This window comes from Acetobacter orientalis (assembly GCF_000963965.1).
GTDB classification, from domain to species: domain Bacteria; phylum Pseudomonadota; class Alphaproteobacteria; order Acetobacterales; family Acetobacteraceae; genus Acetobacter; species Acetobacter orientalis.
In genome coordinates this window covers 50,537-76,813 of record NZ_BAMX01000031.1, presented here as the reverse complement: position 1 = coordinate 76,813, position 26,277 = coordinate 50,537, and the positions used below count along the sequence as shown (strand labels likewise).

Genomic DNA, 26,277 nt, shown 5'->3' with positions numbered 1-26,277 from the left:
GGGGGGGGGGCATTTGAACGGCGGGAATAAGGCACAAAAAAACCGCCTCAGAGGGCGGCTGGCGTGGTCAAATGTGGGCGCTGTTACGTGGCCGTTGCGGAGCTAGACGTGGCCGCAGACGCAGTGCTGCTCGTTCCGGTGTCAGTAGTCGCTGGCGCAACATAATTAGCAAGAGTACCATCTTTTATGATGAGATTTACGGGATTTATTGACAGGTATTGCGCTTGAGTTAATGCAACAACCGTTGTGCTTGACGTAAGCCATGCAGGCTGTTTCGAGTAAATGTCGAGGTTAGTCAGCCCTGCAACAGGATACCCACCGAGCGTTTTATCTGTCGCAAAAGCATAGTACTGAGAGGGGAAACTGTCAGTCCACCATTTTTTTTCATCAATCATTGTACTATTCCCTGTGCAGTTATCCACAATCGGCCGCCGGAACTACCCCAGTTATTTGTAGAGCCGACATACCGTAAAAACCACGAGCACCCAGTGGTCGATATATCAATCACGTTTGCTACAGCAGTTGCACCACTAGCAGACCCATCGTATGGCCCATCATGATAAGCGGCAGCTACCGTAGGAACTTCTGTATACGCGATAGGGAATGCGGCAGTCGCACCGTTTGTCGTGTCGACCATGAAACTCTGAACCAAAACACTCCGACCTGTCCCGTCATTTAGTGGCGTTTTCGTGTATGTGCCGCCGGTTATTGTGCCTGCGGTGGGCATCATAGGGAGCGTGGGGAGTAAGAACGATGAATATGTACCGTCCTCTAGATAGCCAGAGACGTAAGGCTGTTGGCCCGCAGTTTGCGTTGTTATATGTATACTGTCGGCTCTACGATCGACTGTCCCGCTTGTAATCGCATTTGTCGTGACCGCAGTTGATTTATTTTGATACCGGCCCTCTGCGGTCTCAGCATTGAGAGCGTTTTTCCCGGTGAAGTCTGTGATGTCTGGGACTTTGATAGGAGAACTAAAAGTAGCGCCCGCTCTACTTAAATTACAGAAGCTCCCTAGATTGTCGTAAAATACTGCATTATCGTCATTTTGTAACTGCAACCTGCATTGCGTGCCGTATTTAATGACGTTACTGATCCCAGATGCGGAGGTGGCACCTATTGCGAAAGAAGCGCCGTTGTGTGCGTATCTAGCGTCAGCATCACGAGCAGGGACTACTTGTTGTGTAGTCCAGTCCGTTACAGAAGAGGCGTACGTTAATCCATTAAAATGCGCTTCCATCGCGGTATTAAGCTGCATTTTTGAAGACCCGAACGAAAGCATAGCTTTGCCATTCGTGTCGTAGACAACGCAATTACCGTCATTTTGAAATGCAAAACTCCCATTAACGGACGAGAACGTAACGGGGCCAGTAACAGTTTGAAGCGCTGTCGCTGCAAGTCGCAAGAATTGGCCGTTAGCCCACGCTTCTGTAGCGTAACCGCTAAACAGGCTCTGCCATGTTGCGCCATCTGCGCCGGGGGTGGATACGTTCGCGTCTGCTGTGCTTACCCAGAATGTGCCGGGGGTGGCTGGATCGGCTACCACTGCATTGAGCGGATACCCCCCTATCGCCACCGCAAGTTGTGCATTGAATGGGGCAATAATGCGCGACGCCACTGCCGCCATAGACGGATAAAACGGCGCGCCGGAAGCGATAGAAAGCATGTCTGCTGTAAGCGTTGTTGCGCCAGCCGGGACAACAATCTGCCAAAGCGGGGACGCTCCAGACGGTACAGATGAGCCAATAGCAAGAACAGCCTCATCACGCCGCACGGTGGGGGCCGCAAGGCCGCTATTATTCTGGCCCGCATAGGTAACGCTTGGGTCTGCTGCATTGTAAAACGGCAACACTGTGTTGTCGGCATCAACGGTCTGCGGCGTAACGTACACCACATACGTGGCTCCAGCACTGGGCACTGTCAGGCTCACGGGGTCGCGGCTAATAAACTGCCGCACCAGTGCGCTGCTAACCGCCGCCAGAGTGCCGTAGGCAGATGCATCAACAACTCCGGGCGCAAGTAAAGCGCCTGGGGCGATTGTAACGGCTAGGCCATCTGCCGGAGAGCACGCAAAGCCAGAGGCAGCAACCGTATTTGCGCCGAACGCTGCTGAAGCCAAATGCCCAACGCCAACCATGGCGTTGCGCTGTGCGTTCAGCCCGTCTTCAACTAGCGGAATTTGAGCTGGGTATAAAATCTGCCTATCCATTATCTAGGCTCTCCACGTCTTGTGCCCACGCAATCGTGCCCGCAGGCATAACGGCGGCAATTCTGGTTAATGTCTGGGCCGATGGCTTGTCGGTGTCGCCCGTGGGTAGCTGGACGAATAGCTGGAACGGCACCGCGCGAGAGCCGTACCGCAGCGCGGGAACACCGTATCCGTACCCCCCGCCGATGGATGGGGCAGCTAGACTTCCAAGCCCTTTGCAGTCCGTCGCGTTACGCGGCTCGATAACTCGACCCACCTGCCCCACTTCGTATTGAATTGTGGTTTCAACATCGGGCCGTGTACCAAGCGATGGGAAAAGAGCTTCTTGAATGCGCTTGCGATATTCATCGTCACTCTCACCCTGTTTACGCGGCATACCAGTGCCGAAAAAATCAGCCGCGAACATGTCCAGAAACGCGCCGGTCATTGTCGCAAGGCGGGTCTGCTCATCGGTTCCGGTCAGTAGCCCCCAGACCCACGCAAAAACAGAGCCAAACCCTTGCAAAAGCGCATTGAGTACCGGTGCCTGTTCGGCCTCCCCGCCGGACGGTGGATTTGGGAACCACCCCGCTGGCAATAGCCGCCGAACACGCAGGGCAAAGCCGTTTTGTGACGTATCAGCCAAAAGTCACCACCCCGGCTCGGTAAGCCGTTCCAGATGTAGCTGGCAGATCAATCGTGCCGCCAGCCAATGTCACGCCAGACACATTAGTAACTGCCGTGCTGGCGGCGTAGGCAATTTGAATAAGGCGGGAGTAACTTGCACTCTCGCCAATTGTCAGGCTGTTTAAATAGGTCGCAATGTTCGTGCTGATTGTCGCCTGAATGGTTGGCAGGTCGCCTGTACTGTTAATGCTCACCGTCATTGTTACTGGTGGGCGCACAATTTTGGGCCTTACAACCTGTATTGAAACAGCCGCTGGGCGCACATCATCAATAGCGGCATAGACCTGATTTATAATGGCGTCTGACACATCACCGGAACCGTCATCAATAAACGCCACTACATTGCCGGGCAGAAACGCACCCGATGTGTCGACATTCTCAATCACCTGATAAATCAGGTCGGCTGATACCTCGGTTATAGCGTTCTCAATAGCTGAGAGTGTGGCCTTGGAGCGGCTATTAATGTAGCTCACAAAGCGCGTGCGCAAGGCGGCATCTGTCTCGCCCGCACTACCGTTGGTCAGAGCCGCGTCATTCGTCACGGTGTCTATGCCCGAAATGGCAGACCCCAGCAGGCAAATTGCGCCCGCAGCAACATTCCCTGCCGTGCCGGTTGTCTCGCATTTCACTGGCAACGTGATAGATGCCACGCCAGCAGGTCGTACATAAGCGCTGTCTACGGCAGACCATGCGCTATTCGTACTGTCCTCGACCACATCATAAATGATGTTGCTGGCTGTTTTTACAGGTGTGCCAACAGCAACCGTGGCGGATTGATTGTCAGGCGTAAAAGAGGTGAAGCGCACAACGCCCGTAGCTGCCGTACCCGGTTCCCGAGACAGGCCAAAATCAGCCACAAAACTATCAGCGTCCGCACCAATAGAGGTGGCAAGGCGTGTGCGGGAGAGTATTTGCAGGGCAATAAACTGGAACCACAAGCCAACGCCAGACACGCCCTCAAGCATGGCGCGGCCCGGCGTGCCCACGCCTAGGTCAAGCAGCGTCGGGCATGCACCCTGAGCCGCTGCGACTGCGTTGGCCAGAGTGGTTTTAAACGATTGGAATGTGAGTGCCACGGAAGGCTCCAGTGGAGAGCGTTAGCTGGTTAGCGTCAGTTCCTGCACCGTGCCGGTCTGGGCATCTGTGTAGGCAATGGCCAGTAAATAGGCCCCGGTTTTGGGGCTGGTTATTGCAACGGTAATGGGCTGGGTTTGGTCAACGCCCGTTTCATTCTGCATTTGGGCCAAAACAAGCGCGCGAATATCACCCTCATTCATCACATCGCCCACACGGGCTGGCAGCCCAGCGCCATACTCTAGCTGCCAGATATAGCCACCGGCATTAGTGCAGAGCCGCCGCAAAATAGATTGCCGGGTTTGCTCAGAGCCAGAAACAACAGCAAGGCCGCCAGATGCCGACAATTCAAGGTCGCCGCCGATAGTGTGAGAAAGGGCGCTCATTGAGGTTTCCCTGTCGTGCCGCTACCCGGCTGCACACCGCTGTGAGCATGCCCCTTGCCCGAAATGCCAGCAGCCACCGTATCAGTATCGCCAGTAACCGTGCCTTGGGCCGTCACGTCTTTGTCTGTAGTGATTGAGCCACCGGTAACGGTTAGGCCCGTAGTGGTCAGGGCCATACTCACACCGCCCACAACCCACGCTTTACCGTCATTTGTTAGCGTTTCGGTCGCCTGCCCTGCCCCGCTGTAGATGCCGGTTTTGGTCATGTGCCACCATGGGGCGCTCTTGGTTGCTGCGCCCAGCCCTGCCCCTGCTGATTGAGGCGGCTCTTCATTGCCAGCGACAATAAGCAATTCACCCGGCTGAGCTACTTTACCAGTAGCCGGTGAGAGCGGCGGCATCACCACGGCGTCATAAATCGGGCACGCTACCAGCCCGTGCTCCGCATCGCCATCTATGTGCTGAATGACTACGTGCGCGCCCACGTCTGGCGGGCATGAAATGCGCAGCGTACCAACCTGCAAAGCCGCATAGGGCAGCCACCCGCTTTCAATATCAGAGGGCTGCGTGCGCACTTTTACCGCATGGTTTACGGGATCAACGGCACTCACAATAGCAAAGCCGGGCTGGCCCACGGCATTTACTAAACTTGCAGCTATAGAGCGGGCATCATGCATCGTAAGTTTCGCCCTTCGTCGCGTCTCGCGTGCGCAACGTGATGTTTTGCGTAAAACTGCCCGCCCACGAAAAGGAGCTGGTCACGGCGTCCACATCATGCGTGCCGTCCCATGTCGTCCCGGTGCCGGAAATAGACATGAAGTGCCGGGGCTCCAGCGTGAAGCGTCCCGGTATCGTACCCGTTATCGTGCGCTCATGCGCTACAATCTGGTCGTATTTGGATTTGGCGTAGGACTGCACTTGCTCCAGCCGCGCACCGGGCAAAGTGAAGCTGTGCAAGTTCCCATTGGCCAGCGCCTTTTTTGTTGAGCCACCATCGGCTGACCAGTAATACTCAACCCGGTTCCGTTGCCTGCTGTCCCAACTCGTCACATGTACCACGATGCCCTTGGCAATCTGGTAATCACGGCTAAAGCGCAGGCCAGAAGCGCCCATAACAAGCGGCACTGTTGGCCCCAAGTCTTGGTAATTCAGTGTATGCACTACGCCAGTTTTGGCCGATGGATAAGGCGCGCACACGATGGTTTTACCCTCTGCATACAGATCACAACCGGTCATGTTTGCAAGGTAGCTAGCGAGGTCAAACGCCGTTTGGAATCGGCTGTGGCTGCTGGCAGATTTACGTTTGTGCTCAATCTGCCAAAACTGGCCTGTCATGCCGTCCGACATACTCACCTGTGGTGTTAAGCCTGCCGCCCGTATCATGGCCGCTACAACACCGGGGCCCGTCATGTTCAGCCACCCATCGAGCACCCGCAAATCAAGCAGTTTAGCCAGATAATCCCGGCATTGAATGGTAACGCTTGTTTCGGCAGGGCTGAAATCAACATGGTCAACAACGCCCTGAAACATCGTTGTCCACTGCGCGCCAGACACAGCGGCATCGCGCATCTGTAGCTGCACATCAATGTCAGGCAATGCCGTAGCGCCATCCTCGACTTTTGCATCAAACCACAGGCCAGAGGTCGGTATTTTAGACCTGTCCAGAGCAAACGATAAATCAAGCGTATCCGCCCGGCTGTAACGGGTGCGTGTAAGGTTGAACTGCTCCAGTCCTGTTTCTGGCCGCTCCGCACCATTCACCAGCACACGAGCTTGCGGCATGCGCCACGTTTTATGCCCAGACGCTGTGACGGTTACACTCTCACTCACGATGAAACTCCGGGCACGCCGCTAGCCTGAGAGGCATCCACAGTTGGGAGTATCAAACTAACCGGGGCAACAAATGCCGAAAGGTCTGGGTCAGACAGGCCATTCAGTTGCGCAATGCGCCACCACTGCGTGGCATCACCCAAATGGATGGCGGCCACGTGGTATAGCGTGCCATCTGCCGCCGTCACTTTGATGGTTTTTGCCATAACTGACCTAGTGAGCCGTTACGATAGGCCCGTTTTGAGTGCCATCAGTGGCCGTTACTGCATTGGCGTAGGCACGATTTACCAAAGCACCAGACTGCGCCGAACTAACGTGCAGTTCTGCATTTTGTGTAAGTGTAGAGAGCCCAGCCGCGCCGTTTAAATCAATGCCCTCAAGGTTTGCCCCGGTTTGACTTATCGCTGTTATCAGCCCGCTACCCGCGCTCTCAAGGCTAGATACAAGACTTGCAGCACTCTCTGGGGCCGATGCCAAATTAACCGCAGCGCCAGACAAGCCGCCCGCCACAGTCAGGTCATCCTGTATTTTAGTAAATACACCGCCAGCGCCGACCATATCAGCAATGGGCGTTATCTGCCCCACAACAGTGCCCAGCTCGCCAGTTATGTTCCCGGCGACTGTCGCCACATCGTTAACGGCATCGGTTACGCCAGAAATGGCGTTAGCAGCGTCATCGCCGATCAAGGAAGAGAGACTTGATGTCACCCCAGAGGTTGACGCCCCCTGTGCGGGTTGTTCCAGCACCAAACGGTACGGGATAACAATGCCCTTTTGCTGATAATCACACGAGAACTCAGCAATTTTAACTGTAAGGGTTAACCCCGCACCCGAGAACGAAACAGGCTTTCCCGCAATGCGCATCTGCTTAAGCATTTGAGAGCGCGCAAAGGCCGTCGGCCCAAGAAAGCGCCCCTCTAGCTCAAGGCGCGATGGGTCATTGCCCACAGCGTCCAGAACGCGCCCACCACCCGGCAATCTGTGCACAACAACCTGCTGTTGCCCGCCGTCTCGTATGCGGTCAGGCACCTCCATACCCGTAAGCACAAGGCCACCAATTTGAACAGGCGCAGAGGCGGAGAGCCTGCCTATTGAACCAATCGCGGTTTCAATAGTGCTCAGCGAGAACGCCATTTTCTCTCTTCGGGCAATAAAAAAGCCGCCCGGTTAAGGGCGGCTGACATAATTTTGGTAATGTAGTTAGAAACTAACAGAATGCTGTACAGCATACAAGAGCTCACTCTGATTTCAGGGCAACTGCCACGCGCGCGCCTTCACGCTCGCTGCCACCTGCGGGAATGGGTCAACGCCGGTCTGTTGGGTCAAATCCTGCACGCTCTCCTGCTCACAATGCGGTCTTTGCTGCGCATTGTCGCACACGTAAGCCCCGGCCCTATTGCTGCTGGGCGAATAAACGGCTTTCCATACCCGTGCCGGTACATACACGTGGTCTGGGCCGAGTAGCTCAACGGGAGCACGCCCGAAGTCCGGACCCGTGACCACGTACAATTCTCCCTCTTTCTCCGTGAGGTCACGCACATGCTGCTCAATGTGTGCCCATTTATTCTCATTGAGCGCGGCAGTTTGGGGAATGATATTGGTGGTCGCGTAGGTCTCTGCCCGCGCTGTTGGGTCTGGCTGGTCTCCACTAGCGGCCATGTGGCCACGGTCGTAAATGGAGCCGTGGTAGTCCGCCAAGGACGCCGCCCACGACACGCGGTAATCCCGATAAAACCGCCACCGTAGTTTAAGCCGCTCCGCTGCCTCAACATCGTCAGACCATAGGTGCTCAGCCACCCAAAGCGGGCCATGAGATGTGCCGGAAGCCAGCGCCGCGTAGCCCTGACTACACAACAAAGATGCGGGCCCAGGCGCCTCAACCCGCACTAAAAGAGGCAAGCCATCGTTAGCGCCAAAATTCACGCATCCCATATCATCGCGAGAGGCCGTGGCGGTCGCACAACCAGCCAAAACCAAAAACAAGAGAAGAAAGCAGCGCGTCATGCAGGAACCTTACATGTCAGGGACTTACGGAACATATAAGGAACAAATTAATAAAATAACAACGCAATTATCTCTACGCCGCAGCGCGAAAGGGCACGGAGTTAGGATTTTCTTAGTTATTTCTTTCTTGACGTAATCACGGAAATTGTTCTCTTTATGTTCTCATTATGAAGGGTAGCGCAATGAGCACTTATGCAGGAGACCGTACAACCGGCTTTGCCTCCCCCGCTGCCGATTCGGTTGAAGGGCCGATTGACCTGTCTGAGGTTCTCGATTTACGTAGGCCCAGCCGCTACCCGGTGCGTGTGCGCGGGGCCACATTCGCGGCGCGAGGTATATTGGATGGTGATGTATTAATTGCCGATACAGCCGCGCAGGCCAAGGGTGGCGATCTGGTCGTTGCCAGCGCTTCAGGTACAGCAATCCTTGCTGAGCTGAAGGCAAACAAAGGGCAGTGGTGGCTAATTTCTGGGGATAATAGCCATGCGCCCATTCGCGTAGACCCCGCGCAAGATGTGGAGATATGGGCCGCCGTTACCGGTGTTGTGCGTGAAAAGCCGTGACCGTTTACGGGCTGATAGACTGCAACTCGTTTTACTGCTCCTGCCAACGCGCTTTTGAACCCCGGCTCAAGCGTTTGCCTGTTGTTGTGCTCTCTAACAACGACGGCTGCGCCATTGCCCGCACAAAAGAAGCCAAGGCACTCGGCATCAAAATGGGCGAGCCATGCCACCTTGTACGTGAACAGCGCAAACTCTCTGGGGTGCAGTGGTATTCCAGCAATTACCCGCTGTATGCAGATATGAGCCGCCGCGTGTATCAGGTTCTACTCGACCACGCCCCGCGCGTTGAGCCTTACTCCATAGATGAAATGTTTCTGGACTTAACCGGCCTACCCGGCGACCTGTCGCAGCGGTGCGACGATATGCGGGCAGCGGTAGAGCAGATAACAAAAATACCCACCTGCGTAGGCTGGGGGCCGACAAAGGCTATAGCCAAGCTGGCCAACTACATCGCCAAAGACAGACCAGAAATGGAAGGCCTTTGCGACCTAACGAACGAGCAAACACGCAACCGCTTTTACCGCAACCTGCCCGTGAGTGAGGTGTGGGGCATAGGCCGCCGCCTTGCAGCCCGGCTGGATGATACGGGCATCCGTACCATTGCTCAGTTTGTGAACGCCCCGCCCGCACACATCCGCAAAATTGCAGCTATTATTGGCGTGCGCTTGCAGGCTGAATTACGTGGAGAAAGCTGCCTGCAACTCTCAGAGGTGGCAGCGCAACGGCATGGGCTTGCCTGTACCCGTTCTTTTGGCCGACCAATAACCACCCACAGTGATATGAGTGAAGCAGTAACCGGCTTTGCTGTGCGGGCGTCAGAAAAGCTGCGGGCAGAAAAGCTGGATGCAGCCCATGTGAGTGTTTTTATTCAGACCAATCGCCATAAGCGCGATGAAGGGTGGTACGCAAACCAAGCCTCCCTCACCTGCGCGCCCACAAGTAACACCTTAGCCCTAACTGCTATTGCCATGCGCCTACTGCGCACAATTTGGAAAGACGGGTTCCGTTACGCCAAGGCTGGCGTGATGCTGAACGACCTTGCACCCGCAGGCACACAACACACCCTATTTGATATACCTTCAGAGCAGGACACAGCATTGATGGGCACCATGGATGCCGTAAACCAGCGCTTTGGCCGAGGTGCGCTAAGGCCACTAAGCGCAGGCGTTGAGCGCTCATGGAGGCCGCGCCAAAATATGCTCTCGCCACGATTTACCACAAATGTGCACGAAATTATGGAGGCTTCGTCATTTTAGCCTAGGCAAAGTGACCTCTCAGTCATTATTATCTTCTCCACGGGGAAGGGGCGAGCTTTACTCCGGAAATTCAAGGAAAACCATGGAATATACTGAAATTTCTTCCAATAATAAATTTGCTTTTGGGGCATATGTTATTATTACTTTGCTTTTATTTATTTTGTCGGCTTGCTTAGGTAGACATGAGATGTCTTCTCTTTTAAATAATTGGTCTCGTCTCCTCGCTGCGACATCTGGCTTGTGCTCAGCGTGGTTTTGGATTGCCGCAGCTGCTGACGATAGTAAAAAACTCCATAATTGCGTTGCCGCCGCATTGAGCGGTAGTTCTGTTATGTTCTCTGCAGTTAATATACCTGCTGATTGGCATACTATAAATGCTTGGCTAGGGGTTGTTCTGTTTGCTTTGGGCCTAATATTGAATATTGCATTAGTTGTCGGGATATTTTTCAAGAGATATCGTGGTCTTATTATCGCTAAAATAAAATAAAGAACAGGCCTCCTCCCTACCAAAATGTAATGGAGGCGGGTTTGAGCGAATCTGATCTTGCGCGATACGGCTTATCCTTAGGGGACTATATTACCTCAAAGGCTCGACAAGATTGGGGAATCCTATTCCCCGAAACTGTCGTAGATGACGTTATCTTCGGTGAGTGGATCAATACCAACGGTATACCGATAGATCGGCCAGAAGGCATATTGCTCAGCGATGCCGTGATACACAAAGGCCAAGTGAGTAGTATCGAGCCCTACTCTGATTTCAGGGCGCGATAACCTCCCATCAATTCCCCACACTCCTCCCCGGCACCTGCGGGTACTGCATCAAGTCTGGCGCTGTGCCTGAGGCGCGCATGGATTGGCGGGTTTGCTGGTAGGAATACTCAGATAGCGCTTCAGCAATAACGCGCTTATCGAGCACCACTTGTGTAGTCACATGAATGGGCTGTTGCGACTGAGTAGGCTGGCCCTCTCGCATATTTTCACCGAACAAGCCCAAGCTATGATCATACATCCATTGAGCTTGTTGCGCTTCTTTAGGGTGAGACCGGAGCATTTCGCGCATTTGCGCGTCTCTGTTTTTCTGGTCTTGGTATAAAGAAACCCCCTCGAAGGCCAAACCAGCAAAACCTAGCGTTCTACCCAGAAAAGTACCGGCACGAGATGCAACTGAGGCGGTAGCTGCCCCGGCAGCAGGTGCGGCAGAAGCGGCAACGCCGCCGGACAATCCTGCTGCCGGAACTTTGGCAGTAGAGAGGGTTTGTAGCAGTAATTTCAGGCCTGCCGTGAACGGCCCAAGCGCAGCACCCGCCACAGCTATAGAACCAGACAGAGCTATGAGCCCCGCAATGCCCGCCACCCCCAGCTCAATATCCGCCACCGCTCGTGGATGTTTCCGCGCTGTATCAGTCAGTGTGGTGATAACACCAGTCAGTCTCCCAATCATGCCCGTTGCATCGTTCACAATGGGCGCGCCAAGTGCGGTTAGGAGGTTGCGCCACGCGGTCGAGAAAGCATTAAGCTTGGCTGTAGGGTCAGTTTCTGTGGCCACATGATATTGATCAACGCCGACAGCACGCTGGATATTACTCGCGTCACGCTGGAACGCGGGCATGTTGCGCACAACCTCTCCCAACAGCCCAATGACTGTAGAGCGTAGGTGGCTATTTAAGAGTGCCGCAGCCTGCTCTTCTGATGTTGTGGCCCCGCTGCGCCGCAATGCCGGAATAAGGTTATCCCGCACCCAACTAACAGGATCGGATTGCAGTTGACTTGCGCCGGTGAGCGCGCCGGGGTCTAAGGTTAGGTGGCCGCCCCTGCCCTCATGCACGCGGCGACCGTCCATAAGCCCCAAACGCTCCAACCAACGCGCCCCCGCTGAGGTCATTACGCCCCCAACTAACTGCTGTTGTAATGACGAGAGCTGAGTGCCAACGCTTGACGCTGAGCCAGAGGCAGCAATAACCGGGGCCAAGTTCATCAGACCCACATCAGAAAGAGACGCGCCAGCTAGTCGTGCATATTGCTGGAAAGCTAGAAGCTGATCTGGCCCAGCCCGCCCGCGCGTGCCAACTGCAATCCCCTCAAGAAGCCGCATTTGCTGCGTTAAATGCGCCGTGCTTATTTCGTGCGTCTTAGGGTCAACTAGAGCGCCGCGCTGGTCGAGGTAGCGGATAGCAGTAAAACCCGCCTTTTCTTGATCTTGCCCAGTTAAGTTCTGTAGCACTACGCCCATCTGCGCGACTTGAGGCAGCACCGTTACGGCTTCTTGCATTGACCCTAACTGATTACGTAGGTCAGCAACCAACGCAATATTCTTCTCAGCAGATGAGCCAATAACATTTGACGCGGCTTGCCACGCGCTAGCTGTGGCTTGCGCAATATCGCGGTGAGATACTCCGGCCTGCATCATGAGGCTCTGCTGATGGACAAACTCCTTTCCCGCGCCGACAAGCTTTGCCATACCAGCAAGCGTTGCCCCACCGGCTAAAACGCCCGTCAGGCCTAGCGCCGCCAATTTTGCGCGGTTCAGCCCTCCCTCAAGCTTTTCAGCCTGCATATTTACGCCCAGAATATTGCGCGATAGTGCTTGAAGCACCTGAGTTGCGTTATCGGTCATGCCAATAGCTACGCCAACGCGGTAAACATCTGCCATGTGGCTAAACTTTCATTCTATTAGGTGATTTCAGGAGACGATTATGGAATTTAAGAAGTATGTGACTTTGGCTATTTTTGTAGGTGCTATTTCGACGGGCGCTTACTTAACAAATACTACAAATAAAGAGGGAACCACCGAACCGGCCGAAGTGCCGCAACATGAAGCGACCTCAAACGCAAAGTTGCAGGGAACTGTGTTGCCATTCAAAGTATGGAACGCATTTAGAAACATAGGCGTAAATGGCCCGCATCCAATCAACATTAGCGTTGCCGTAACAGGTGGTAGGCCGTCAGATTGGGCAGCAACCGCAGTTTACCTTACTAATGTGGCTATCAAAAACGGCGCGCCGTCCTCTACTGTTGAGATTTTTCAAGACAACCCATGGGGAGACAGACCCCCTCAAGAATATAAATTGCTTGCGAAATCTTATTACGACCCAGCGCAAACTAAAGAAGGCAAAGAGGCATGGGCAGTTTTTGTTTCTAACAAAATTGCCCCCATACAAGATATAGAATTTGACGAATTAACCAACGAAATAGCATCCGGCCAAAACCCAGAGCGAGACCCTGAGAAGCAAGTAGAAAAAAACGATAAACTGGCGGAATCTATTGTGGTTAAAAAATATAATTTACCCAAAAATTGGGAGCCGGACCCCGCATTTGAATATTTAGCAGGAGGCGACCCATACACTGAAAGCGATATAGGAGTAACGGCAACCAACGATACAGCAGATGAAGTAAGCAAGATTGATGCCTGCCTATCTTCGAATGAAAATAATTCAATCTTTAGAGGATGCTATATGGCTAATGAAGATTTTCCCTTCATATTGCCGCCCTCCAAACGCAAGCCACCAGTTGACTACACTGCCCCGAATATCTTGCGTTCAAACATAACACCAGACGATAAATGCCTTTACCTAAATAAATATTTGAAGATACGGCACCACCCGACAGAAGCCGAGAAATTTGGCAATGCATTGTTTTGGGTTTCCGTATTTAAATCAGCGAAAATTCCTCAGCAAGACGAAGAGATCTACAAAGATTTAGTCGTCAGCTCAGCCTCCCGCTGCTTAACTGCCCCCAGCATAACCATCGTTGAGGCCGCCAGAGAAGCCAGTGAAAGCCTATCGATCATACCGCTTAATGAATAAAAAAAAGGCGGCCACCCAGCCGCCTCCCCTTCAAGCGATTGCATCTTCTTCTAATTCAGCCGACATCTGCATGATGGCTCTAGCTCCCATTTGCAGATACTCGCGGGCCGCTTCTCTTGAAAGAACGCGCTTACCCGCAAAGTCCATTGCCACGCGCGCAGCGTAACCAAGGTTTTCGCATAGGGCGTGGTTGCTCATTCTCACGCCGTTCCTGCCCTCAAATGACGCCGCCACTTGGTCAAACACGCCAGCGTTGCCGCCCCCGAAAGGGTGGCTCGTTGCTACGCTGGCGTTTTGAGAAAAGGGGTTGGGGTGGTCTCCAATCCCATTTCCTTCTGGCCTTTTACAGCCTTAGGCAGAAGATGGCGACCTGCGCCAACGGTGAAGTAAGCGTTAGCTACAACTTCATGGAACGTCCGCTTTTCCTCTTCTGCTGTGTAGCTAACCGCGTAACCCATGCGGATTGACTGACGCGCAAGCGCATTGGAAACGCGCAACGCTAAACCCTTTGGTCGTTTGGTGATGCCGTAATGATCAAGCCAACGCTTCGCTGTCCGGTTCGTGACAACGGCCACGCCAACGGGGCGGTGTATAGTGCGCAGTTCTTCTGCTAAGGCCGCTAACTGCGGCGCAATCTCCGCTAGTAGTTCCCGCTTAAGCTTGCCGAGGCCAGCTTTGAATATCCCTCCTGTTTGTTGGGCGTTCAGGTGCCCGCCCGCAGCAATGGCCTTACCGAAGAAGTGGTTGAACAGTACGCGGGCACATTCAGTCTGATATTCTATTACCCGAGCGCGGACGGTCTGATCTTTGATCCGGTCAGGGTGGATCGTGGCAAGCCAGAAGTTTAGGAGGTCAAGGGAAAGGCAAGCCATCTCCTGATCTCCCCCTTCTGAGGGTGCCTTCGTTATGGGTGTACCTTTAACTTCTGCGGGTATGGTCATGATGACCATACCCTTTGAAAGTACCGGGTGGGATGAAAGTTTGCGGTGCTGCGTTTTCCAATCCAATCCCATTCCTTCCACAACTGGCTTCATCGCTACCATTGTTGTTTCAGGACGATCACCAGCTATTGCAACAAGCTTCGAGCCATGGAAGTCGATGGTTGTGAGTTGCTTGCTCATGCTGCATCTCCTTCAATTGCCATGTCGTCATCGCGATCTTGCTTAACAATCGAAAACATTGCGGACACGCGATCCTGTGCGGACATTCCTTTATTGATGCTTTTAAAGGCTGAGTATGATCCCATCGTTATCTGAGCGCCGAACCTAGGAGAGATAAGCCCATTTTCGGTAAAGGCGTGAATAAGGCCATTGCATATATAATGAGGAACAATCGCGGTCTGACCGCCGTTGGTATTTATGACCCTTACGGCGTCAGCGTATTCACCAATAGACAACTTTTCCGCGACAATCCTCTTCTGATCATTGGGAATCGGCATCGCGTTAAGTACATCGTCAAGAGATACAAACGGGAAATCAAGGCTACCGTTTACCGGCGCGAAATAACGCACAGGTTTCTCGCAAACTTGGTGAGTGTGCGCTGGTATTGAAAAAGGCTTTCTTGATATGCTATCATTCTTCATAGCGAATATTCCTTATTCTGCGTGAGAGGCATCGGGGCGGTTTGGCGACAGGCCCGGTGCCTTTTCTTTTGCCGAAAAATGTTTTTCTAAAATCATGACAACTTCAGAATTAAGGCTTCTGTAGCCGTCTTGAGCGTCAGATTTTAATTGCTCCAAAAGGTGTGAAGGCATTCGCACCCGGAATTGTGGCCAGTCTCGAACTTGCATTGCTTTCTCCTGTCACATTATGTGACGGAAAATTTGTCTCACTTTGGGGCCTTTATGTCAACGGAAAAATGAGCCATTCGTGTGACATGGCAAAAGATGACCCTCAATTCAGGATTCGTATGCCCGCCGACCTGAAAAGGCGGGCCGAGGAAGCAGCTGGACAAAACCACCGCTCCCTTAACGCGGAAATCGTGCAGCGTGTCGCGGACAGCTTCGATCCGGCCTCGATGGTTGGAAGGCTAGATGATGCCGAACGAGGTCTAGCTGAGCTATTGGCAAAAGCCATTCTTGCCCACGAGGCGCAAGGTAGACGGGGGCAAGAGGCGGCAACGGCCGAAGAGGCGGCATGGCTCAATCTTTGGCGCGACATGAACGAAACGCAACGGCGAATGGCGCTGGCGATGCTCAAGGGAGCTATGGACTTTAACGCCTCCTGACTCCCACCCACATGACGGCGGACGCCACCCATGCGTCCGTGGTGGCGGTAAAGTCCTTTGCTCTCCGGGTTGTTGCCGAGAGGCTGGCTGATAGGGCTGACAGTGGCGGGACTACTTAACTCCGTCCACATGACTGCGGATTCACTGTTTGCTCATCTTTACTTGAGCAAAAAAAAATACATAGGATAAGAGCATCTAGAGAATCCGGCGCCAGGGCGCCTATTTTATTAAGAGCAGTGCATTTTGTATCAGGGCAAAAAATCACGATATATTTTCTATGTTGATGAAGCTGGGGATGATGGATTGAAGCCTCACTCCCAAGGCAAGAGCGACTCAAACTCAGAATGGTTTGTTTTGGGCGGGATAGTCATCAAGGTCACAGACGAGGGTAAGTTAGTCCACCTAATAAATGGCGCCAAAGATAAAGCGGGCCTCCCCTTCGGTAGAGATTTACATTTCGCCAGATTAAATAATAACAAAAGAAGCTTAATTTGTCAGGAATTGGCGCTGGGAACCTTCCGGTGGTTCACTGCTGTTTCACATAAAGATAACATGCGAGGCTATAAGAACGACCGGGCCGAGGTTATTTCTGAAAAAAGGAACACACTATATAACTGGATGCTAAGATTGCTTCTGGAGCGTGTTACAAAATATTGCAAAAACCACAATGAAGCCTGCTCCCTTGCAAGCCGCCCCACCGATATAAGCGTAGTTTTGTCTGATAGAGGAGGTCTAAGGTGCCCAGAATTTGGAAATTATTTTTCAAGACTATGGTTGCAGTTCCAAAGTGGAAACACCTTCTTAAGTAAAGGCCTGATAGACTTCTCAGTATTTAATCCAACCAACATCGCAATTGCCCCAAACTCTGAGCTTTATGGTCTGCAAACTGCTGATTTTATAGTAAGCGCCTTATATAAAGCTCTCCCTCAAGCGCGGCAACCAAATCCAAGTCAAGAATATCTTGAAAAACTAATTCTACGCTGCGCCTCTTTAGATGGTAAAATTTTTGGAGCAGGCATTCTTGCATTGCCCTTTTTTTGGAACCGCGTGTTAAGCGGGAAAAATTTACAAGCTTTTCAATCTTTGGAAAAATTGGCGGCGAGCCCCCGTCTCTGCGATCCCACTACAAAGTAAGGATAGGTTGCCATCCTAAGGGAAACCATCTTTGTAGCTGCGCCCCGAAGGTAGCCCAGAGTGTACTCGGCGCCGCTCGCCTATATCAACTCTAGCCTGCCCATAATTTCAGTTCAACTAGAAAGCTTAGTTTGTTCTAAGATAAGGAGTTAAGATTTCATATTGTTTACTATTTTAATAACTTCAGCCTCTATTTCATCTCGGCTATGGAAAGTTCCATCCATAGGACGAAGGGGTGGTAAGCCGTTCACTGTAATTGAGCCGAATGTAAATTTGCGATTTATTTCAAGGTAAACAACGTTCACCGTTTTGCCACTAATCTCTCTAGAGTAATTGTGCTCATTAATCTGTAGTCGGGAATTCATGAGGTATATCCTATTCTATTGATGAGCAAGCTTTTGCAGATCTGTGCATATTAACCATTTGCTGTATAGAAAAATAGTAAATCGATGCTGAAATAATCTTCTGACTCCCCAGCCCTCCCCGATCTGCTAAGGTGAGGAAAATTTAACGGGAGGTTAGTTTGAGCGAAGAATATTTCTACAAAGAAGGCCCAATTTCAGTAACAAAATACTTACTCACATATTGGGATGCTTCTTTTGCGATGGCGCACATCGATAGCGTGTGGATTAGGCGGCAGAATACCCAAATCTATGGGGTACTAGCAACCGTATTGCTCGCATTTTCCGCACTTGCAGGCGCAGCGATTTTGTTGGGAAATAATCACCCTAAGACTGACCAAAGCGGTGAATTTATCGTAATTGGGCTTACAACCATCGTCGGCATTGCTTTCACTTACTTGGCCTTAAATCCCAAACACTATTTGCGGTTCCGCTCAACTGGTGGCGATAGTCGAACCATTGAATGCCGGGATTACGCAATGATTGGCCCTTTAAAGTTAGCCATAGAGCGGGCAATTATCGCTAGAGGGTGAAATCCGGCAGGCCAGATATGGTGAACATAAATAACATTCCAAAAGCGGCACTCTGCTACTCTATAGCTTTGTGTCTTGGGGCTTTTCTCACACCCCCGGCCCTCGCCTTCAAGGCCCCAGCCTATCAGGAAGCCCCGCAGAGCGCGCCCAACGAGGCTGAGCTTCAAGAGCACAAACACTACCGCAATATGGACGGCAAAACCGTTCACTCCCCCGCGCACACCAAGTCTGGGCAAGCACCACCGGGGGCATCAGCAAAATGCGGTGATGGTAGCTACAGCTTTAGCCTCCACCATCGCGGCACCTGCTCGCGCCATGGTGGGGTTGCGGAGTGGTTGTGAGGTTCCCATATCAAAAACTCACAAAATACGGTGGCCAATGCCAAACCCTCTATGGGAAAGCGATGACGAGTTTGACGATGGCGGCACACCAATGTGGCGCGCTCGGCAGGCCGCAATAAAGCGGCGCCAATCTCCCCGTCCCATTACCATAAATGCCACCCCGGCCCCGCCTCGCGATTTGCGCGAGTTGTGGGATAGGCTAACGGTCGCCCAATGCGCCCTGATCGGGTATTTTGTCCCAATGTTCCTGATGGGCTCTCTTATTGTTGGTGGTGCAATTTTTATTCTGGTTTACGACTGGTTAGAGCGCCACGGCATTATTCATCGTTAATAACGGGTAGCGCACCACCCACCACCTGCTCACCGAATAAATGCCCAACAAAATGATGGCCTATTACTTTCGCCACTTCGTCTTCTTTACGAATTAGCGCCCCCGCCAACACTGAGCGCGGCGGCTGTTTAGTGGTGCCAAGTTCAAAATAAACCATCTTGTCGTCATTGGAGCCAACACGCCCGGTGCGCCCCTGTACGTTGCGCTCAATGCTATCGCGCATACCGCCAGAGCGCAGACCCGGCTCATTTTCAGGGTAGCCATGCCGTACGCGGTCATCCTTGGTGCTATCAGCCAACTCCGCCCACGCGGGGAATGGCCCGGCAGCATCTTGGTAGCGGCCAAGTTCGGCTTTGGCTTCACGCTGCACAATCTTGGTCGCCTTTTCGAGCCCCTCATGTACAGCGTTTTCCACCTCAGCAACCATGCCAGCCAACAGCCCGGCAAATTCAACGGGTGTCAAACTAGGCATTGAGTTGCTCCATGGTCATGGACTTCCAGTTAAACCGGTAGCCCTCCATTTCAGAAAAAGCGATGGAGTGCGCCATAACCTCGGCGTCACTCATTTCTTCCATCGCGGTGGTGTATGGCACCCCGTTCCTTACGAGCCAGCAGCGCTGCTGGAATCCTGGGGTGCGATAGAGTTTTTTGCGTCTGTTGCCACGGCCTCCTGCTTGGCAATCAGCCATTTTAATGCAGCCTCCGCAGCATCCGGGTCAACAATATCCCACAAGCCATCCAGCTCCTTGACGCTTCTGGCTTCTGCGGGAGTTGGTACGCCAGCAACTGAGCGCACAGTGGCGCGGGCCAGAGTGCCGGTTGTCCATGCATTTTCGCCAAAAGATGCGCCAGCTAAGCGGGTAAGGCGCGCAAGAGCGCTGCCCACCACTTCCTGTACCTCAATTTTGCGCCCCTTGGCGTCAGTTATGGTCTCTGCGCTCATTAGATTTTGTTCCTAATACGCGCAGTAAATTCAATGCGCTGCGTAGTGATGTTTTCGGAGCGCCAGTTGCCCGCGTCGGATAAGCGCAAGGTGGCCCCCACATACTCATATGTGCTTGTGGTGCCGTCAGTCTCGACAACGTACTGGTAAATGTTGCCAGTAATCATTGAGCCAGCAGACCAGAAACCGCTCTCAATTTCAGCAAACAGGTCGTCCGCATTGTCGTTATCGCGCTGAAAGTCGAACTGTCCCCGCCACCCATTGGGCACGTCAAAAAACATCGGCATATCGTTCAGCGGGGCAGACGTTAGCTGATGTGTCTGCTGCTGAGACTGAAACCCTGTGACGGTAGGCAGATCAACGCGGCTGCCGTTGTAGATCAGCACAACGCGGCAATCTCGGCCTACGTTAAACAGTTTTGTGGCCATGCGGCCCTCCAATAAAAAAGCCGCCCGTTACGGCGGCTGTGTGAATGGGAAAGCCTTAAGCGGCGCTGGCAGCCTGCACGATAACCACGCTAGAGCCGCCTTGAAGATTGACGATAAAGAAGCGGTTAATGCCCTGATACCTAACCTTCACATCGGCCTGCACGTAGCCCAGATCGGTGCGGGCTTGTGGGTTGTTGGAGGCATCACACACCACGGTATAAGAGGCGGTATTTTCCAGAATGCCCGCCGTTACCATGTTCGAGAGCGTGCCCAACAACGTGGCCCGAATATCGCCAAACAGCGTGGCGTTGATCACATAACCCACAAACGCGCCCATGCCAGAGTTGATTGTGTTGGCAATGTAGTTGGTCAGGCGTGGGTAGGTGTCGTCATTGGTTGTATCGCTGGAGGAGGTGTTGATACCCCCGCGCACAGCCCAATAACTGCCACCCGGCGCAGGGTTGCAGATCACGTCAATGCCGTTTTCAAACAGCGCACCAAGTTCCGCGTCAGAATAGGTTTGTGCTGTGCCAGATGAAACCAGCCCCGCTTTCTGGCTGCCAATTACACCCACAAGCTGCTTGTTCAAGCTGGATTGCTCTGGTGACAGGCCACCAAAACGCCCTGCCACAAACGCTTGGGGGGAAACTAGCATCACGCCGTTTGTGTCGTCGTCCCACCACAGCCAATCGCCAAACATCAGTTTCACACCGTAGCTATCAAGCCCGGCTGCGGCTTTCATGCTCACGGCATTGGTGATCGTGTCACCAGACGGGCCAGCGCAGATCATGTAAAGGCCCTCTTGCAGCCCGAATGCCTTCTGCACTGTCCACGTTGTATTATCGGTCAGGCCATGCAGCACGCCAAGAGCGCACTTCTGGTTGCGTAGGGCGTACATGCCTGTGCGGGTCGTGCCGTCTGTGCCAATGAACTGCTCAGCTTTTGGCGCTGTACCGTCTGTACCGCTTGAGAGCGTAACAGTAGCAGCCGCCAACGCAGGCGCAGTATCAGGCACAGTTGCCACCACCAGCGCAGAGGTATCTGCCGCAACAGCTTTGGCAATATCAGCCCACGCTGTGCCGGTATATGAGCGGCTTCCTAACACGGCATGGCTGGTTGTGAGCGTATATTTAGTGGTGATAATGGCCCCCTGCGTTAGGGTGGCCGTAATCGCATTGCCTGCGCTGCCGGTATAGCGCGCTGTCAGTGTAACGCCCGCCAGAGTGCCGGTTGCGGCTGTGTCTGTCCCGTCACTTACGCGCACGCAGCGGAAATCAGAGGCACCGTTCAGAATGGCAATATTAACGGCTGTCCCAATGTCGGTAGCCAAGGGCTGTTTGGTGCCAAATGCAGCCAAGCAATCGCCCATGCTGCCCACAATAACGGCTGTATTGAGCGGCCCCCAGCCAGCGGTACCTACAAGACCAATGCGCCCGCTTGATACGCCATTCAGCGCTAGCGTGGCGGGTTTCTGCACCTGCGTATACAGGTTGGGCACAACCAGACTGTTCGTGTTCAGATCACCGGCCTGATAAATGGTTGGCATGGGTTATTTCTCCTGCGTGGGGGCAACGCGCACGGCAAAACGGTGCAGTTCGCCTGTTTGTTTGAGCGCGTTAATTTTGGCGGCATCAGTAATCTTGGTGCCCAACGCGTAGCCAAAGCCTTGCGTTGTCACCACGTAGGCATCTGGCGTTTGGGCAGCCGGTGGGGTTGCCGCCACAGGGGCAGCTACAGCCGTGCTTTGATCTGGCATTATGTTACTCGGTTATTGTGGGGGTAACGGCCAGAACGCGGCTGTCTCCAACCGTAACTGTACCGCCGCCATGTGGGGTTAGGCCCGCACCATGGAACAGCATTTGCGCCATCGTGCTGCGGGCGTCTGTGTCGTATGTCGCAATGTAGCGACAGGGCCGCATGTAAATGCCATTGTTCTGCGCGGCGTCGCTGTTCCAGTCGCCCCGGCTCTCAATCTGGAATGTGGAGCCGCTGGCGTCTGTCAGGAAGTCAATGAAGGCCATGCCGTCATTAAGCGCCGTGCCAAGCGCGTCTCTGGCATCGGGTGAAGCTGACCAGATCGTGACCTGAAACAACTGCTGCTGCCTGCGGGCAATGCGGGCAGCGTTAGAATAGCCTGCCACCGCGGCTTCTATTGTTGTGGCGTCTGGCACACTTACTGTCGCGCCGTTGGCTGTGGCGTTGGGTATCTGTGTAGCAAGCGCTGCAGCTATGGTGCTGGCCGTGTCTGTGGCCTGTACGGCATAGGCCGCCACGGCCCTATCTTCTATCGCTACGCTGTTGGAGCGTATGCGCAGCCCAACAATGCCTGCTGGCGTAGCGTCAACCTGCACGGTGACAGTTGCGGTGGCGCCCTTAACCGCAAGGTTAACCGTTGGGGGTATCGTCTCGCCCTGCTTCCATGGCCTACCCAACGGCTCATCAATGCGCCGCCAGCCGCCTTGCAGGTCAATAACCGTCACAAAGTCCACGCCGCGCCGTAGCGTGCAATCTGCACCTTCGTAATCTGCCTGCGTTATCCAGCCTCGGAATATTTTGGTTGGCCTCCCCGTAATGGACGACTTACCCTTCCCGTCTGGGTAAATAATGGCGGCCATCTGCGCCACAAGCGCATGAGATACGGAAACAATATCGGCCATATCATACCTGATTGATGCCCATTAAGCACCGGTTGCCGTACTGGCTGGGTTCAACCGCGCTGATTGTATAAGTCGTGCCCAGATCGGTTGTCACGGTCATGTAGGTGGTGGGCACGAAGTTGGGCATCACTGGCAGCAACATTTCGTAATCCGCCGCCTTGATTGAGCCGGGAATACTATCCCCAGTGACGTTGCCTTTATTCCTGATCTGAATGAAGGCGGGCCAACCAGAGGCCAGTACTGTTTTGCCGTTTCCACCCGTGCCGTAATCGTCCGAAGCGCCCACGTCCGTACACACCCCGCCATCCCCGTTAGTGCTGCCCTGCCCCGGTAAGCCAGAGAGCGACACAACGCGGTTGCACAATATGCAAAGGGGCGGCCTGAACGGCTCTAGCCGGGCCACAAAATAGTTCTCGCCAGCACAGGTCAGTAAGTCGCCTGCCAGCACGTCTGTAGTGTCCAGCAAGCCAAACACCGCGGGCTTATCCCATAGCGCTGGCCCATCAAAGCCAAACTTCTTGTCGTTGTTAAACGCAGCCAGAAGCGTGGCGTAGGGCGCGCCCATTGGGGCATCGAGCGCAGCGGGGCGGTATTGCGCGGTTGTCGCCCCCAGCCGGAGCGCGGCCTTAGCATAACCCCGCGCTACTTTTTGCTGAAGGAGAGCTTGGTGCATTAATGCCGCCGCCCTTTGGTTGATGTGCGGTTAAGCAAAGACACCATTTCGCGGTCAATACGCTTGGCCTGCGGGGTCTTTTTGAACGCTGCGGCAGTCATGCCGACCAATGCCGCGTTCTGCCCATCTTCCTTGCGGTCAGCTTTGGAGCGCACATACTGCTCTAGCGTCACGCGCTTTGTTGGCTTGACCATCACTTCTTCCGCCTTATGATGCTGTTCGCTTTGGCGTTAATTTTCGCCTGCGAGGATTTGGAAAGGCCGCCCGCTTTCACCTGCTGTGCCGCCCGCGCCTTTGCGTTTACCGCGTGGGCTTTGTCGGGCATCGGGTAGCGGCGCGAACCGGGCAGGCCAAAATTACTCTTTGGCAGACTGTTCCGCTTGCTCGTCGTTAGTTTCACCATGGGCTACGGGTTCCGCGTCTTCTGGTTCTGGGATGGTTGTCGCGCCAGTGTCCACGCCTGCGCCGTCATGGTAGGCAGCTTGGCCGGGCTGTAGCGCGGTTGTGCGGCCCTCTGCTGGCGTTACGTTGCCAAAGCTATCAACAAGGTGCCCCACCAGAGCGCCGGTTCCCGTCACACGGATTGCAGCCTCACCCACCATCGGGACAGACACGCCGCCCCCAGCAACAGGAGCATTTTTAAAGGGCGGCTTCTGTTCGTCGTAGGTATGGACAACGGCGGCAATAAAGCCGTCTCGTACCAGTGCCCATGCGGTGCGCGGGATTGCGTACCCCGCTGCCGTCACCAGCACCGGGCTATCTTGATATGTCATAAATACCTCAGATGATGATCCGGTTATTCGGCACTTGCAGGCCGGGGCCGGGCGGCGTTCCCATAAACTGGCACAACTGCAACCGCCAGCGGTTGAACAGACCCATGCGATCTTGCACTTCCTGCCTGTTGTGGTGCCAAACTGCCGCTTGATCTGTGTCCAGGTTATCTGTCGCTGACAAAATGGCAGTTTCGAGCGGGTAAATCTGCTGCAAATACAGCCTAACCTGCTGCAACTCGGGCGGTGCCAGGTTGTCCATGCGCCACTCGTTCTGACCGTACTCCGTAAAGAAGCGCCATGATGAGCGGCCAGATATTTGTGAGCCTATGGCCGGATAGCCCATAAACCGCCGAATATCGGTTTTCTCAGCGTCCGTTAACGGGTCTGTTGAGAGGCTGGCTGAGCCGGACATTCAACATTCTCCCAACTGGCCCCACGCTCTATCAGCAAAGCGATGGTCTCAGGGTTTGTAACCACTTCCCCCGCTTCCCAATGGAAAACACCCTTGTTGTGCGTGCTTTCTATGAAGCCGTGCGGGGCTGTAAGCCGGATAGCTAAGGGGTGAATGGGGGCATTATCGCCCCCACCCTGCGCAACCGCCCCACTACGAGGACGGCGCGCCATTAGCCTGCACCGATCTGGTCAGTGCCCAGGCTTTCAATCACAACGCCGCGCTTTAGGTAGCTGTTGGTAGCAGTCGGGATAATGTCTGGCGCTGCTGTTTTATCCGTAGGCAGAGCGAACCCGCCAATCCAGTACCAAGACTGCGCAATGATCTGCTTGAGACGGTCAAGCGGCTCACGCGTAACCATGGCCACGCTGTCGATCATTTCAACAAGCCCGTCATTAAAGCCGGGAATGTCTGTGTGACCGGTGGCCTGATAGTCACCCTCAACCAAGGCGCCCTGCCCCACCACAATGGCGCGATGAATTGGCCCAGCGCCCAAAGACGCCTGCTGCGGGGCTTCTGTCGTGTCAATGAAGCGCACGCCCAGAAGTTCTATAATCTGGCCGTCACGGTACGCGTCTGAGCCGTAAGCGCCGCGATAGAGCAGCTTAAAGTCAGGGTCGCGGAACAAAGACTGCCGCTGGATTGGGTCGAGGTAGCAGTTATACAGCCCACCAATTGTCGGCACGTTGTTGGAGCGCAGGGTGGCAACCGCTGAGTTAACGTCCTGAATGCCCAACGTGTCACCGGCCTGAAACGCGGCAGAGGTTGCGCGGTTGTTTGTGCGCAAGACCAACGGCGCAGTAGCAGAGCGCACCGCAATACCCTCTGTGCCGTCAGCTACAGCCACGTTACCATCAAACGTCAGGGTACCAGAAATACCACCTGGGGCAGTTGAGGTGGTTACAGCATCAGGCTGAACGCCAACCAGTTGGTAAACACCGGCGCCGATAGTAACGGTCATGGCGCTGGCTGTGCCTACTGGTACCACCAACCCATTCACCAGAACATTCTGGAAGCCACGAATGTCGTCAACCTTAACGGTGGTGCCTGCGGAGCCGAGCGTTTCTGTCACGCGGGTATTGCCACCAAGATAGCCGCCCACGCCGTTCTGGCCGCCGCCAAACAGAGTGTTGCGAGCAATGCGGTCGAGAGACTGCATGGCCTGCACGCCGTTTGTGTGAGCGTTGGCGAGGAACTGGCTGGCAATACCAACACCACTCGTCACCATATTCAGGTCAATGGTGTCACCATACTGATTGATGGTTAGGGTGTATTGTTCAGCCCCCCAGCCGCTCTCAGTCAGCCCGTTATCAAAATTGGTGTTGTTGCTGGGGTTCAGCGGCGTTGTAACCGGTGTTTTCAGCCCCTTGCGGGTTTTGGTGAGGGTTTCACCAATCTGCACCGGGAACAGTTCGCGGTCAGCAATAGCGCGAAAGCCCAGCTTGGACTGTAGGCCGTTCTGGAACTCACGGGCCAGAAAGCCCTGCTGAATAGCGCCCTGTAGGGCTGCGGGAAAGTTTGCAATACTCATGGTTTTCTCTTGATGCTGGGAAAAATTGGCGCGTCATCAGACGCAAAAACGCCCAGCATCAGCC

The 26,277-nt window shown here is 53.9% G+C and carries 37 protein-coding genes; 9 read left to right on the top strand and 28 right to left on the bottom strand.

Translation table 11 applies throughout. The features are described 5' to 3' along the window. Positions 1-83 precede the first annotated feature (83 nt). The 10 genes from Abor_RS11185 to Abor_RS11140 form a co-directional block, all read right to left on the bottom strand. Positions 84-395, bottom strand: coding sequence for a hypothetical protein (locus Abor_RS11185; protein ID WP_048841971.1), 312 nt, complete (start codon positions 393-395; stop codon positions 84-86). After that, positions 392-2,209: a hypothetical protein gene (locus Abor_RS13170; protein ID WP_244877890.1), complete on the bottom strand. Its 1,818-nt coding sequence runs from the start codon at positions 2,207-2,209 to the stop codon at positions 392-394. Before Abor_RS13170 ends, Abor_RS11185 begins: the two co-directional genes overlap by 4 nt. Then, complete coding sequence (locus Abor_RS11175; protein WP_048841970.1) at positions 2,202-2,834, bottom strand: hypothetical protein; 633 nt, start codon at positions 2,832-2,834, stop codon at positions 2,202-2,204. Before Abor_RS11175 ends, Abor_RS13170 begins: the two co-directional genes overlap by 8 nt. Then, a complete protein-coding gene (locus Abor_RS11170; protein WP_048841969.1) occupies positions 2,827-3,951 on the bottom strand; it encodes a baseplate J/gp47 family protein in 1,125 nt (374 codons plus the stop codon). The genes Abor_RS11175 and Abor_RS11170 overlap by 8 nt, the downstream gene beginning before the upstream one ends. A 21-nt stretch (positions 3,952-3,972) precedes the next feature. Beyond that, a complete protein-coding gene (locus Abor_RS11165) occupies positions 3,973-4,335 on the bottom strand; it encodes a hypothetical protein (protein ID WP_048841968.1) in 363 nt (120 codons plus the stop codon). Then, positions 4,332-5,012 (bottom strand): phage baseplate assembly protein V, encoded by a 681-nt coding sequence (locus Abor_RS11160; protein ID WP_048841967.1) that lies wholly within the window; start codon positions 5,010-5,012, stop codon positions 4,332-4,334. The genes Abor_RS11165 and Abor_RS11160 overlap by 4 nt, the downstream gene beginning before the upstream one ends. Continuing rightward, the gene (locus Abor_RS11155) at positions 5,005-6,165 is read right to left on the bottom strand and encodes a hypothetical protein (protein ID WP_048841966.1); all 1,161 of its coding nucleotides are present in this window, start codon (positions 6,163-6,165) and stop codon (positions 5,005-5,007) included. Before Abor_RS11155 ends, Abor_RS11160 begins: the two co-directional genes overlap by 8 nt. Further along, complete coding sequence (locus Abor_RS11150; protein ID WP_048841965.1) at positions 6,162-6,371, bottom strand: hypothetical protein; 210 nt, start codon at positions 6,369-6,371, stop codon at positions 6,162-6,164. Before Abor_RS11150 ends, Abor_RS11155 begins: the two co-directional genes overlap by 4 nt. A gap of 7 nt (positions 6,372-6,378) precedes the next feature. Then, positions 6,379-7,299, bottom strand: coding sequence for a hypothetical protein (locus Abor_RS11145; protein WP_048841964.1), 921 nt, complete (start codon positions 7,297-7,299; stop codon positions 6,379-6,381). A gap of 114 nt (positions 7,300-7,413) precedes the next feature. Beyond that, positions 7,414-8,169: a DNA/RNA non-specific endonuclease gene (locus tag Abor_RS11140; protein ID WP_084594504.1), complete on the bottom strand. Its 756-nt coding sequence runs from the start codon at positions 8,167-8,169 to the stop codon at positions 7,414-7,416. Between the two features lie 182 nt (positions 8,170-8,351). Here Abor_RS11140 and Abor_RS11135 point away from each other — a divergent pair, with 182 nt between their 5' ends. From Abor_RS11135 to Abor_RS11125, 3 genes are all read left to right on the top strand, one after another. After that, on the top strand, positions 8,352-8,732 hold the full coding sequence (locus Abor_RS11135) for a LexA family protein (protein ID WP_048841963.1): 381 nt from the start codon (positions 8,352-8,354) through the stop codon (positions 8,730-8,732). Next, positions 8,729-9,988, top strand: coding sequence for a Y-family DNA polymerase (locus Abor_RS11130; protein WP_048841962.1), 1,260 nt, complete (start codon positions 8,729-8,731; stop codon positions 9,986-9,988). The genes Abor_RS11135 and Abor_RS11130 overlap by 4 nt, the downstream gene beginning before the upstream one ends. An 82-nt stretch (positions 9,989-10,070) precedes the next feature. Further along, entirely contained in the window at positions 10,071-10,475 is a 405-nt protein-coding gene (locus tag Abor_RS11125; protein ID WP_048841961.1) for a hypothetical protein, read from the top strand. Positions 10,476-10,766: 291 nt separating this feature from the next. Here Abor_RS11125 and Abor_RS11120 read toward each other — a convergent pair whose 3' ends face one another. After that, positions 10,767-12,638 carry a phage tail tape measure protein gene (locus tag Abor_RS11120; protein ID WP_048841959.1) on the bottom strand — a complete coding sequence of 624 codons (1,872 nt, stop codon included), beginning with the start codon at positions 12,636-12,638 and terminating at the stop codon, positions 10,767-10,769. Positions 12,639-12,681: 43 nt separating this feature from the next. On the opposite strand from Abor_RS11120, the gene Abor_RS11115 reads away from it, so the two are divergent. Further along, positions 12,682-13,791, top strand: coding sequence for a hypothetical protein (locus tag Abor_RS11115; RefSeq protein ID WP_048841958.1), 1,110 nt, complete (start codon positions 12,682-12,684; stop codon positions 13,789-13,791). A 30-nt stretch (positions 13,792-13,821) separates the two neighbouring features. Here Abor_RS11115 and Abor_RS11110 read toward each other — a convergent pair whose 3' ends face one another. The 4 genes from Abor_RS11110 to Abor_RS11095 all read right to left on the bottom strand — a co-directional run bounded on the left by Abor_RS11110 (position 13,822) and on the right by Abor_RS11095 (position 15,580). Further along, the gene (locus Abor_RS11110; RefSeq protein WP_158319739.1) at positions 13,822-13,989 is read right to left on the bottom strand and encodes a hypothetical protein; all 168 of its coding nucleotides are present in this window, start codon (positions 13,987-13,989) and stop codon (positions 13,822-13,824) included. 83 nt (positions 13,990-14,072) lie between these two features. Further along, on the bottom strand, positions 14,073-14,912 hold the full coding sequence (locus Abor_RS11105; protein WP_048841957.1) for a phage antirepressor N-terminal domain-containing protein: 840 nt from the start codon (positions 14,910-14,912) through the stop codon (positions 14,073-14,075). Continuing rightward, positions 14,909-15,373, bottom strand: a complete 465-nt coding sequence (locus Abor_RS11100) for a hypothetical protein (protein WP_048841956.1) — start codon at positions 15,371-15,373, stop codon at positions 14,909-14,911. Before Abor_RS11100 ends, Abor_RS11105 begins: the two co-directional genes overlap by 4 nt. A 12-nt stretch (positions 15,374-15,385) precedes the next feature. Beyond that, positions 15,386-15,580 (bottom strand): Arc family DNA-binding protein, encoded by a 195-nt coding sequence (locus Abor_RS11095; protein ID WP_084594503.1) that lies wholly within the window; start codon positions 15,578-15,580, stop codon positions 15,386-15,388. 86 nt (positions 15,581-15,666) lie between these two features. Between Abor_RS11095 and Abor_RS11090 the strand changes: the two genes are divergently transcribed. The 5 genes from Abor_RS11090 (at position 15,667) to Abor_RS11070 (ending at position 18,757) form a co-directional block, all read left to right on the top strand. Further along, positions 15,667-16,017: an Arc family DNA-binding protein gene (locus tag Abor_RS11090; RefSeq protein ID WP_048841955.1), complete on the top strand. Its 351-nt coding sequence runs from the start codon at positions 15,667-15,669 to the stop codon at positions 16,015-16,017. Positions 16,018-16,260: 243 nt separating this feature from the next. Next, the gene (locus Abor_RS11085) at positions 16,261-17,151 is read left to right on the top strand and encodes a DUF3800 domain-containing protein (RefSeq protein ID WP_048841954.1); all 891 of its coding nucleotides are present in this window, start codon (positions 16,261-16,263) and stop codon (positions 17,149-17,151) included. A 523-nt stretch (positions 17,152-17,674) separates the two neighbouring features. After that, positions 17,675-18,085: a DUF6232 family protein gene (locus Abor_RS11080; protein WP_146855077.1), complete on the top strand. Its 411-nt coding sequence runs from the start codon at positions 17,675-17,677 to the stop codon at positions 18,083-18,085. A gap of 17 nt (positions 18,086-18,102) precedes the next feature. Next, a complete protein-coding gene (locus Abor_RS11075) occupies positions 18,103-18,426 on the top strand; it encodes a DUF3761 domain-containing protein (protein ID WP_048841952.1) in 324 nt (107 codons plus the stop codon). A 37-nt stretch (positions 18,427-18,463) separates the two neighbouring features. Next, positions 18,464-18,757, top strand: a complete 294-nt coding sequence (locus Abor_RS11070; RefSeq protein ID WP_048841951.1) for a hypothetical protein — start codon at positions 18,464-18,466, stop codon at positions 18,755-18,757. On the opposite strand, the gene Abor_RS11065 is transcribed toward Abor_RS11070, so the two are convergent. From Abor_RS11065 to Abor_RS11010, 13 genes are all read right to left on the bottom strand, one after another. Beyond that, complete coding sequence (locus Abor_RS11065) at positions 18,744-19,229, bottom strand: phage virion morphogenesis protein (RefSeq protein WP_052946430.1); 486 nt, start codon at positions 19,227-19,229, stop codon at positions 18,744-18,746. The genes Abor_RS11070 and Abor_RS11065 overlap by 14 nt on opposite strands. Next, complete coding sequence (locus Abor_RS13240) at positions 19,222-19,350, bottom strand: hypothetical protein (RefSeq protein ID WP_261767196.1); 129 nt, start codon at positions 19,348-19,350, stop codon at positions 19,222-19,224. Before Abor_RS13240 ends, Abor_RS11065 begins: the two co-directional genes overlap by 8 nt. Before the next feature lie 8 nt (positions 19,351-19,358). Beyond that, entirely contained in the window at positions 19,359-19,700 is a 342-nt protein-coding gene (locus tag Abor_RS11060; RefSeq protein WP_048841950.1) for a hypothetical protein, read from the bottom strand. Beyond that, complete coding sequence (locus Abor_RS11055) at positions 19,700-20,128, bottom strand: hypothetical protein (protein WP_048841949.1); 429 nt, start codon at positions 20,126-20,128, stop codon at positions 19,700-19,702. The genes Abor_RS11060 and Abor_RS11055 overlap by 1 nt, the downstream gene beginning before the upstream one ends. 55 nt (positions 20,129-20,183) lie before the next feature. Next, the gene (locus Abor_RS11050) at positions 20,184-21,674 is read right to left on the bottom strand and encodes a phage tail sheath protein (RefSeq protein WP_048841948.1); all 1,491 of its coding nucleotides are present in this window, start codon (positions 21,672-21,674) and stop codon (positions 20,184-20,186) included. Between the two features lie 3 nt (positions 21,675-21,677). Continuing rightward, positions 21,678-21,884: a hypothetical protein gene (locus Abor_RS11045; RefSeq protein WP_048841947.1), complete on the bottom strand. Its 207-nt coding sequence runs from the start codon at positions 21,882-21,884 to the stop codon at positions 21,678-21,680. A gap of 4 nt (positions 21,885-21,888) precedes the next feature. Further along, positions 21,889-22,785: a hypothetical protein gene (locus Abor_RS11040; RefSeq protein WP_048841946.1), complete on the bottom strand. Its 897-nt coding sequence runs from the start codon at positions 22,783-22,785 to the stop codon at positions 21,889-21,891. Position 22,786: 1 nt separating this feature from the next. After that, a complete protein-coding gene (locus tag Abor_RS11035; RefSeq protein ID WP_048841945.1) occupies positions 22,787-23,458 on the bottom strand; it encodes a hypothetical protein in 672 nt (223 codons plus the stop codon). Further along, complete coding sequence (locus Abor_RS11030) at positions 23,458-23,652, bottom strand: hypothetical protein (protein ID WP_048841944.1); 195 nt, start codon at positions 23,650-23,652, stop codon at positions 23,458-23,460. The genes Abor_RS11035 and Abor_RS11030 overlap by 1 nt, the downstream gene beginning before the upstream one ends. Before the next feature lie 162 nt (positions 23,653-23,814). Then, the gene (locus Abor_RS11025; RefSeq protein ID WP_146855080.1) at positions 23,815-24,231 is read right to left on the bottom strand and encodes a hypothetical protein; all 417 of its coding nucleotides are present in this window, start codon (positions 24,229-24,231) and stop codon (positions 23,815-23,817) included. A 7-nt stretch (positions 24,232-24,238) separates the two neighbouring features. After that, positions 24,239-24,643, bottom strand: coding sequence for a hypothetical protein (locus Abor_RS11020; protein ID WP_048841941.1), 405 nt, complete (start codon positions 24,641-24,643; stop codon positions 24,239-24,241). Beyond that, positions 24,607-24,855 carry a hypothetical protein gene (locus tag Abor_RS11015; protein ID WP_084594501.1) on the bottom strand — a complete coding sequence of 83 codons (249 nt, stop codon included), beginning with the start codon at positions 24,853-24,855 and terminating at the stop codon, positions 24,607-24,609. The genes Abor_RS11020 and Abor_RS11015 overlap by 37 nt, the downstream gene beginning before the upstream one ends. Continuing rightward, positions 24,855-26,213, bottom strand: coding sequence for a hypothetical protein (locus Abor_RS11010; RefSeq protein ID WP_048841940.1), 1,359 nt, complete (start codon positions 26,211-26,213; stop codon positions 24,855-24,857). Before Abor_RS11010 ends, Abor_RS11015 begins: the two co-directional genes overlap by 1 nt. Positions 26,214-26,277 lie beyond the last annotated feature (64 nt).

Coding starts and splice junctions, on each gene's coding strand:
- Abor_RS11045 (WP_048841947.1), bottom strand. CDS start 21,884: ATGCCAGATCAAAGCACGGCTGTAGCTGCCCCTGTGGCGGCAACCCCA.
- Abor_RS11065 (WP_052946430.1), bottom strand. CDS start 19,229: ATGCCTAGTTTGACACCCGTTGAATTTGCCGGGCTGTTGGCTGGCATG.
- Abor_RS11105 (WP_048841957.1), bottom strand. CDS start 14,912: ATGAGCAAGCAACTCACAACCATCGACTTCCATGGCTCGAAGCTTGTT.
- Abor_RS11040 (WP_048841946.1), bottom strand. CDS start 22,785: ATGGCCGATATTGTTTCCGTATCTCATGCGCTTGTGGCGCAGATGGCC.
- Abor_RS11020 (WP_048841941.1), bottom strand. CDS start 24,643: ATGTCCGGCTCAGCCAGCCTCTCAACAGACCCGTTAACGGACGCTGAG.
- Abor_RS11070 (WP_048841951.1), top strand. CDS start 18,464: ATGCCAAACCCTCTATGGGAAAGCGATGACGAGTTTGACGATGGCGGC.
- Abor_RS11025 (WP_146855080.1), bottom strand. CDS start 24,231: ATGACATATCAAGATAGCCCGGTGCTGGTGACGGCAGCGGGGTACGCA.
- Abor_RS11075 (WP_048841952.1), top strand. CDS start 18,103: ATGGTGAACATAAATAACATTCCAAAAGCGGCACTCTGCTACTCTATA.
- Abor_RS11150 (WP_048841965.1), bottom strand. CDS start 6,371: ATGGCAAAAACCATCAAAGTGACGGCGGCAGATGGCACGCTATACCAC.
- Abor_RS11055 (WP_048841949.1), bottom strand. CDS start 20,128: ATGGCCACAAAACTGTTTAACGTAGGCCGAGATTGCCGCGTTGTGCTG.
- Abor_RS11050 (WP_048841948.1), bottom strand. CDS start 21,674: ATGCCAACCATTTATCAGGCCGGTGATCTGAACACGAACAGTCTGGTT.
- Abor_RS11140 (WP_084594504.1), bottom strand. CDS start 8,169: ATGACGCGCTGCTTTCTTCTCTTGTTTTTGGTTTTGGCTGGTTGTGCG.
- Abor_RS11125 (WP_048841961.1), top strand. CDS start 10,071: ATGGAATATACTGAAATTTCTTCCAATAATAAATTTGCTTTTGGGGCA.
- Abor_RS13170 (WP_244877890.1), bottom strand. CDS start 2,209: ATGGATAGGCAGATTTTATACCCAGCTCAAATTCCGCTAGTTGAAGAC.
- Abor_RS11095 (WP_084594503.1), bottom strand. CDS start 15,580: ATGCAAGTTCGAGACTGGCCACAATTCCGGGTGCGAATGCCTTCACAC.
- Abor_RS11135 (WP_048841963.1), top strand. CDS start 8,352: ATGAGCACTTATGCAGGAGACCGTACAACCGGCTTTGCCTCCCCCGCT.
- Abor_RS11100 (WP_048841956.1), bottom strand. CDS start 15,373: ATGAAGAATGATAGCATATCAAGAAAGCCTTTTTCAATACCAGCGCAC.
- Abor_RS11120 (WP_048841959.1), bottom strand. CDS start 12,638: ATGGCAGATGTTTACCGCGTTGGCGTAGCTATTGGCATGACCGATAAC.
- Abor_RS11160 (WP_048841967.1), bottom strand. CDS start 5,012: ATGCATGATGCCCGCTCTATAGCTGCAAGTTTAGTAAATGCCGTGGGC.
- Abor_RS11110 (WP_158319739.1), bottom strand. CDS start 13,989: ATGAGCAACCACGCCCTATGCGAAAACCTTGGTTACGCTGCGCGCGTG.
- Abor_RS11015 (WP_084594501.1), bottom strand. CDS start 24,855: ATGGCGCGCCGTCCTCGTAGTGGGGCGGTTGCGCAGGGTGGGGGCGAT.
- Abor_RS11030 (WP_048841944.1), bottom strand. CDS start 23,652: ATGGTCAAGCCAACAAAGCGCGTGACGCTAGAGCAGTATGTGCGCTCC.
- Abor_RS11115 (WP_048841958.1), top strand. CDS start 12,682: ATGGAATTTAAGAAGTATGTGACTTTGGCTATTTTTGTAGGTGCTATT.
- Abor_RS11145 (WP_048841964.1), bottom strand. CDS start 7,299: ATGGCGTTCTCGCTGAGCACTATTGAAACCGCGATTGGTTCAATAGGC.
- Abor_RS11165 (WP_048841968.1), bottom strand. CDS start 4,335: ATGAGCGCCCTTTCTCACACTATCGGCGGCGACCTTGAATTGTCGGCA.
- Abor_RS11060 (WP_048841950.1), bottom strand. CDS start 19,700: ATGAGCGCAGAGACCATAACTGACGCCAAGGGGCGCAAAATTGAGGTA.
- Abor_RS11185 (WP_048841971.1), bottom strand. CDS start 395: ATGATTGATGAAAAAAAATGGTGGACTGACAGTTTCCCCTCTCAGTAC.
- Abor_RS11010 (WP_048841940.1), bottom strand. CDS start 26,213: ATGAGTATTGCAAACTTTCCCGCAGCCCTACAGGGCGCTATTCAGCAG.
- Abor_RS11090 (WP_048841955.1), top strand. CDS start 15,667: ATGGCAAAAGATGACCCTCAATTCAGGATTCGTATGCCCGCCGACCTG.
- Abor_RS11035 (WP_048841945.1), bottom strand. CDS start 23,458: ATGCACCAAGCTCTCCTTCAGCAAAAAGTAGCGCGGGGTTATGCTAAG.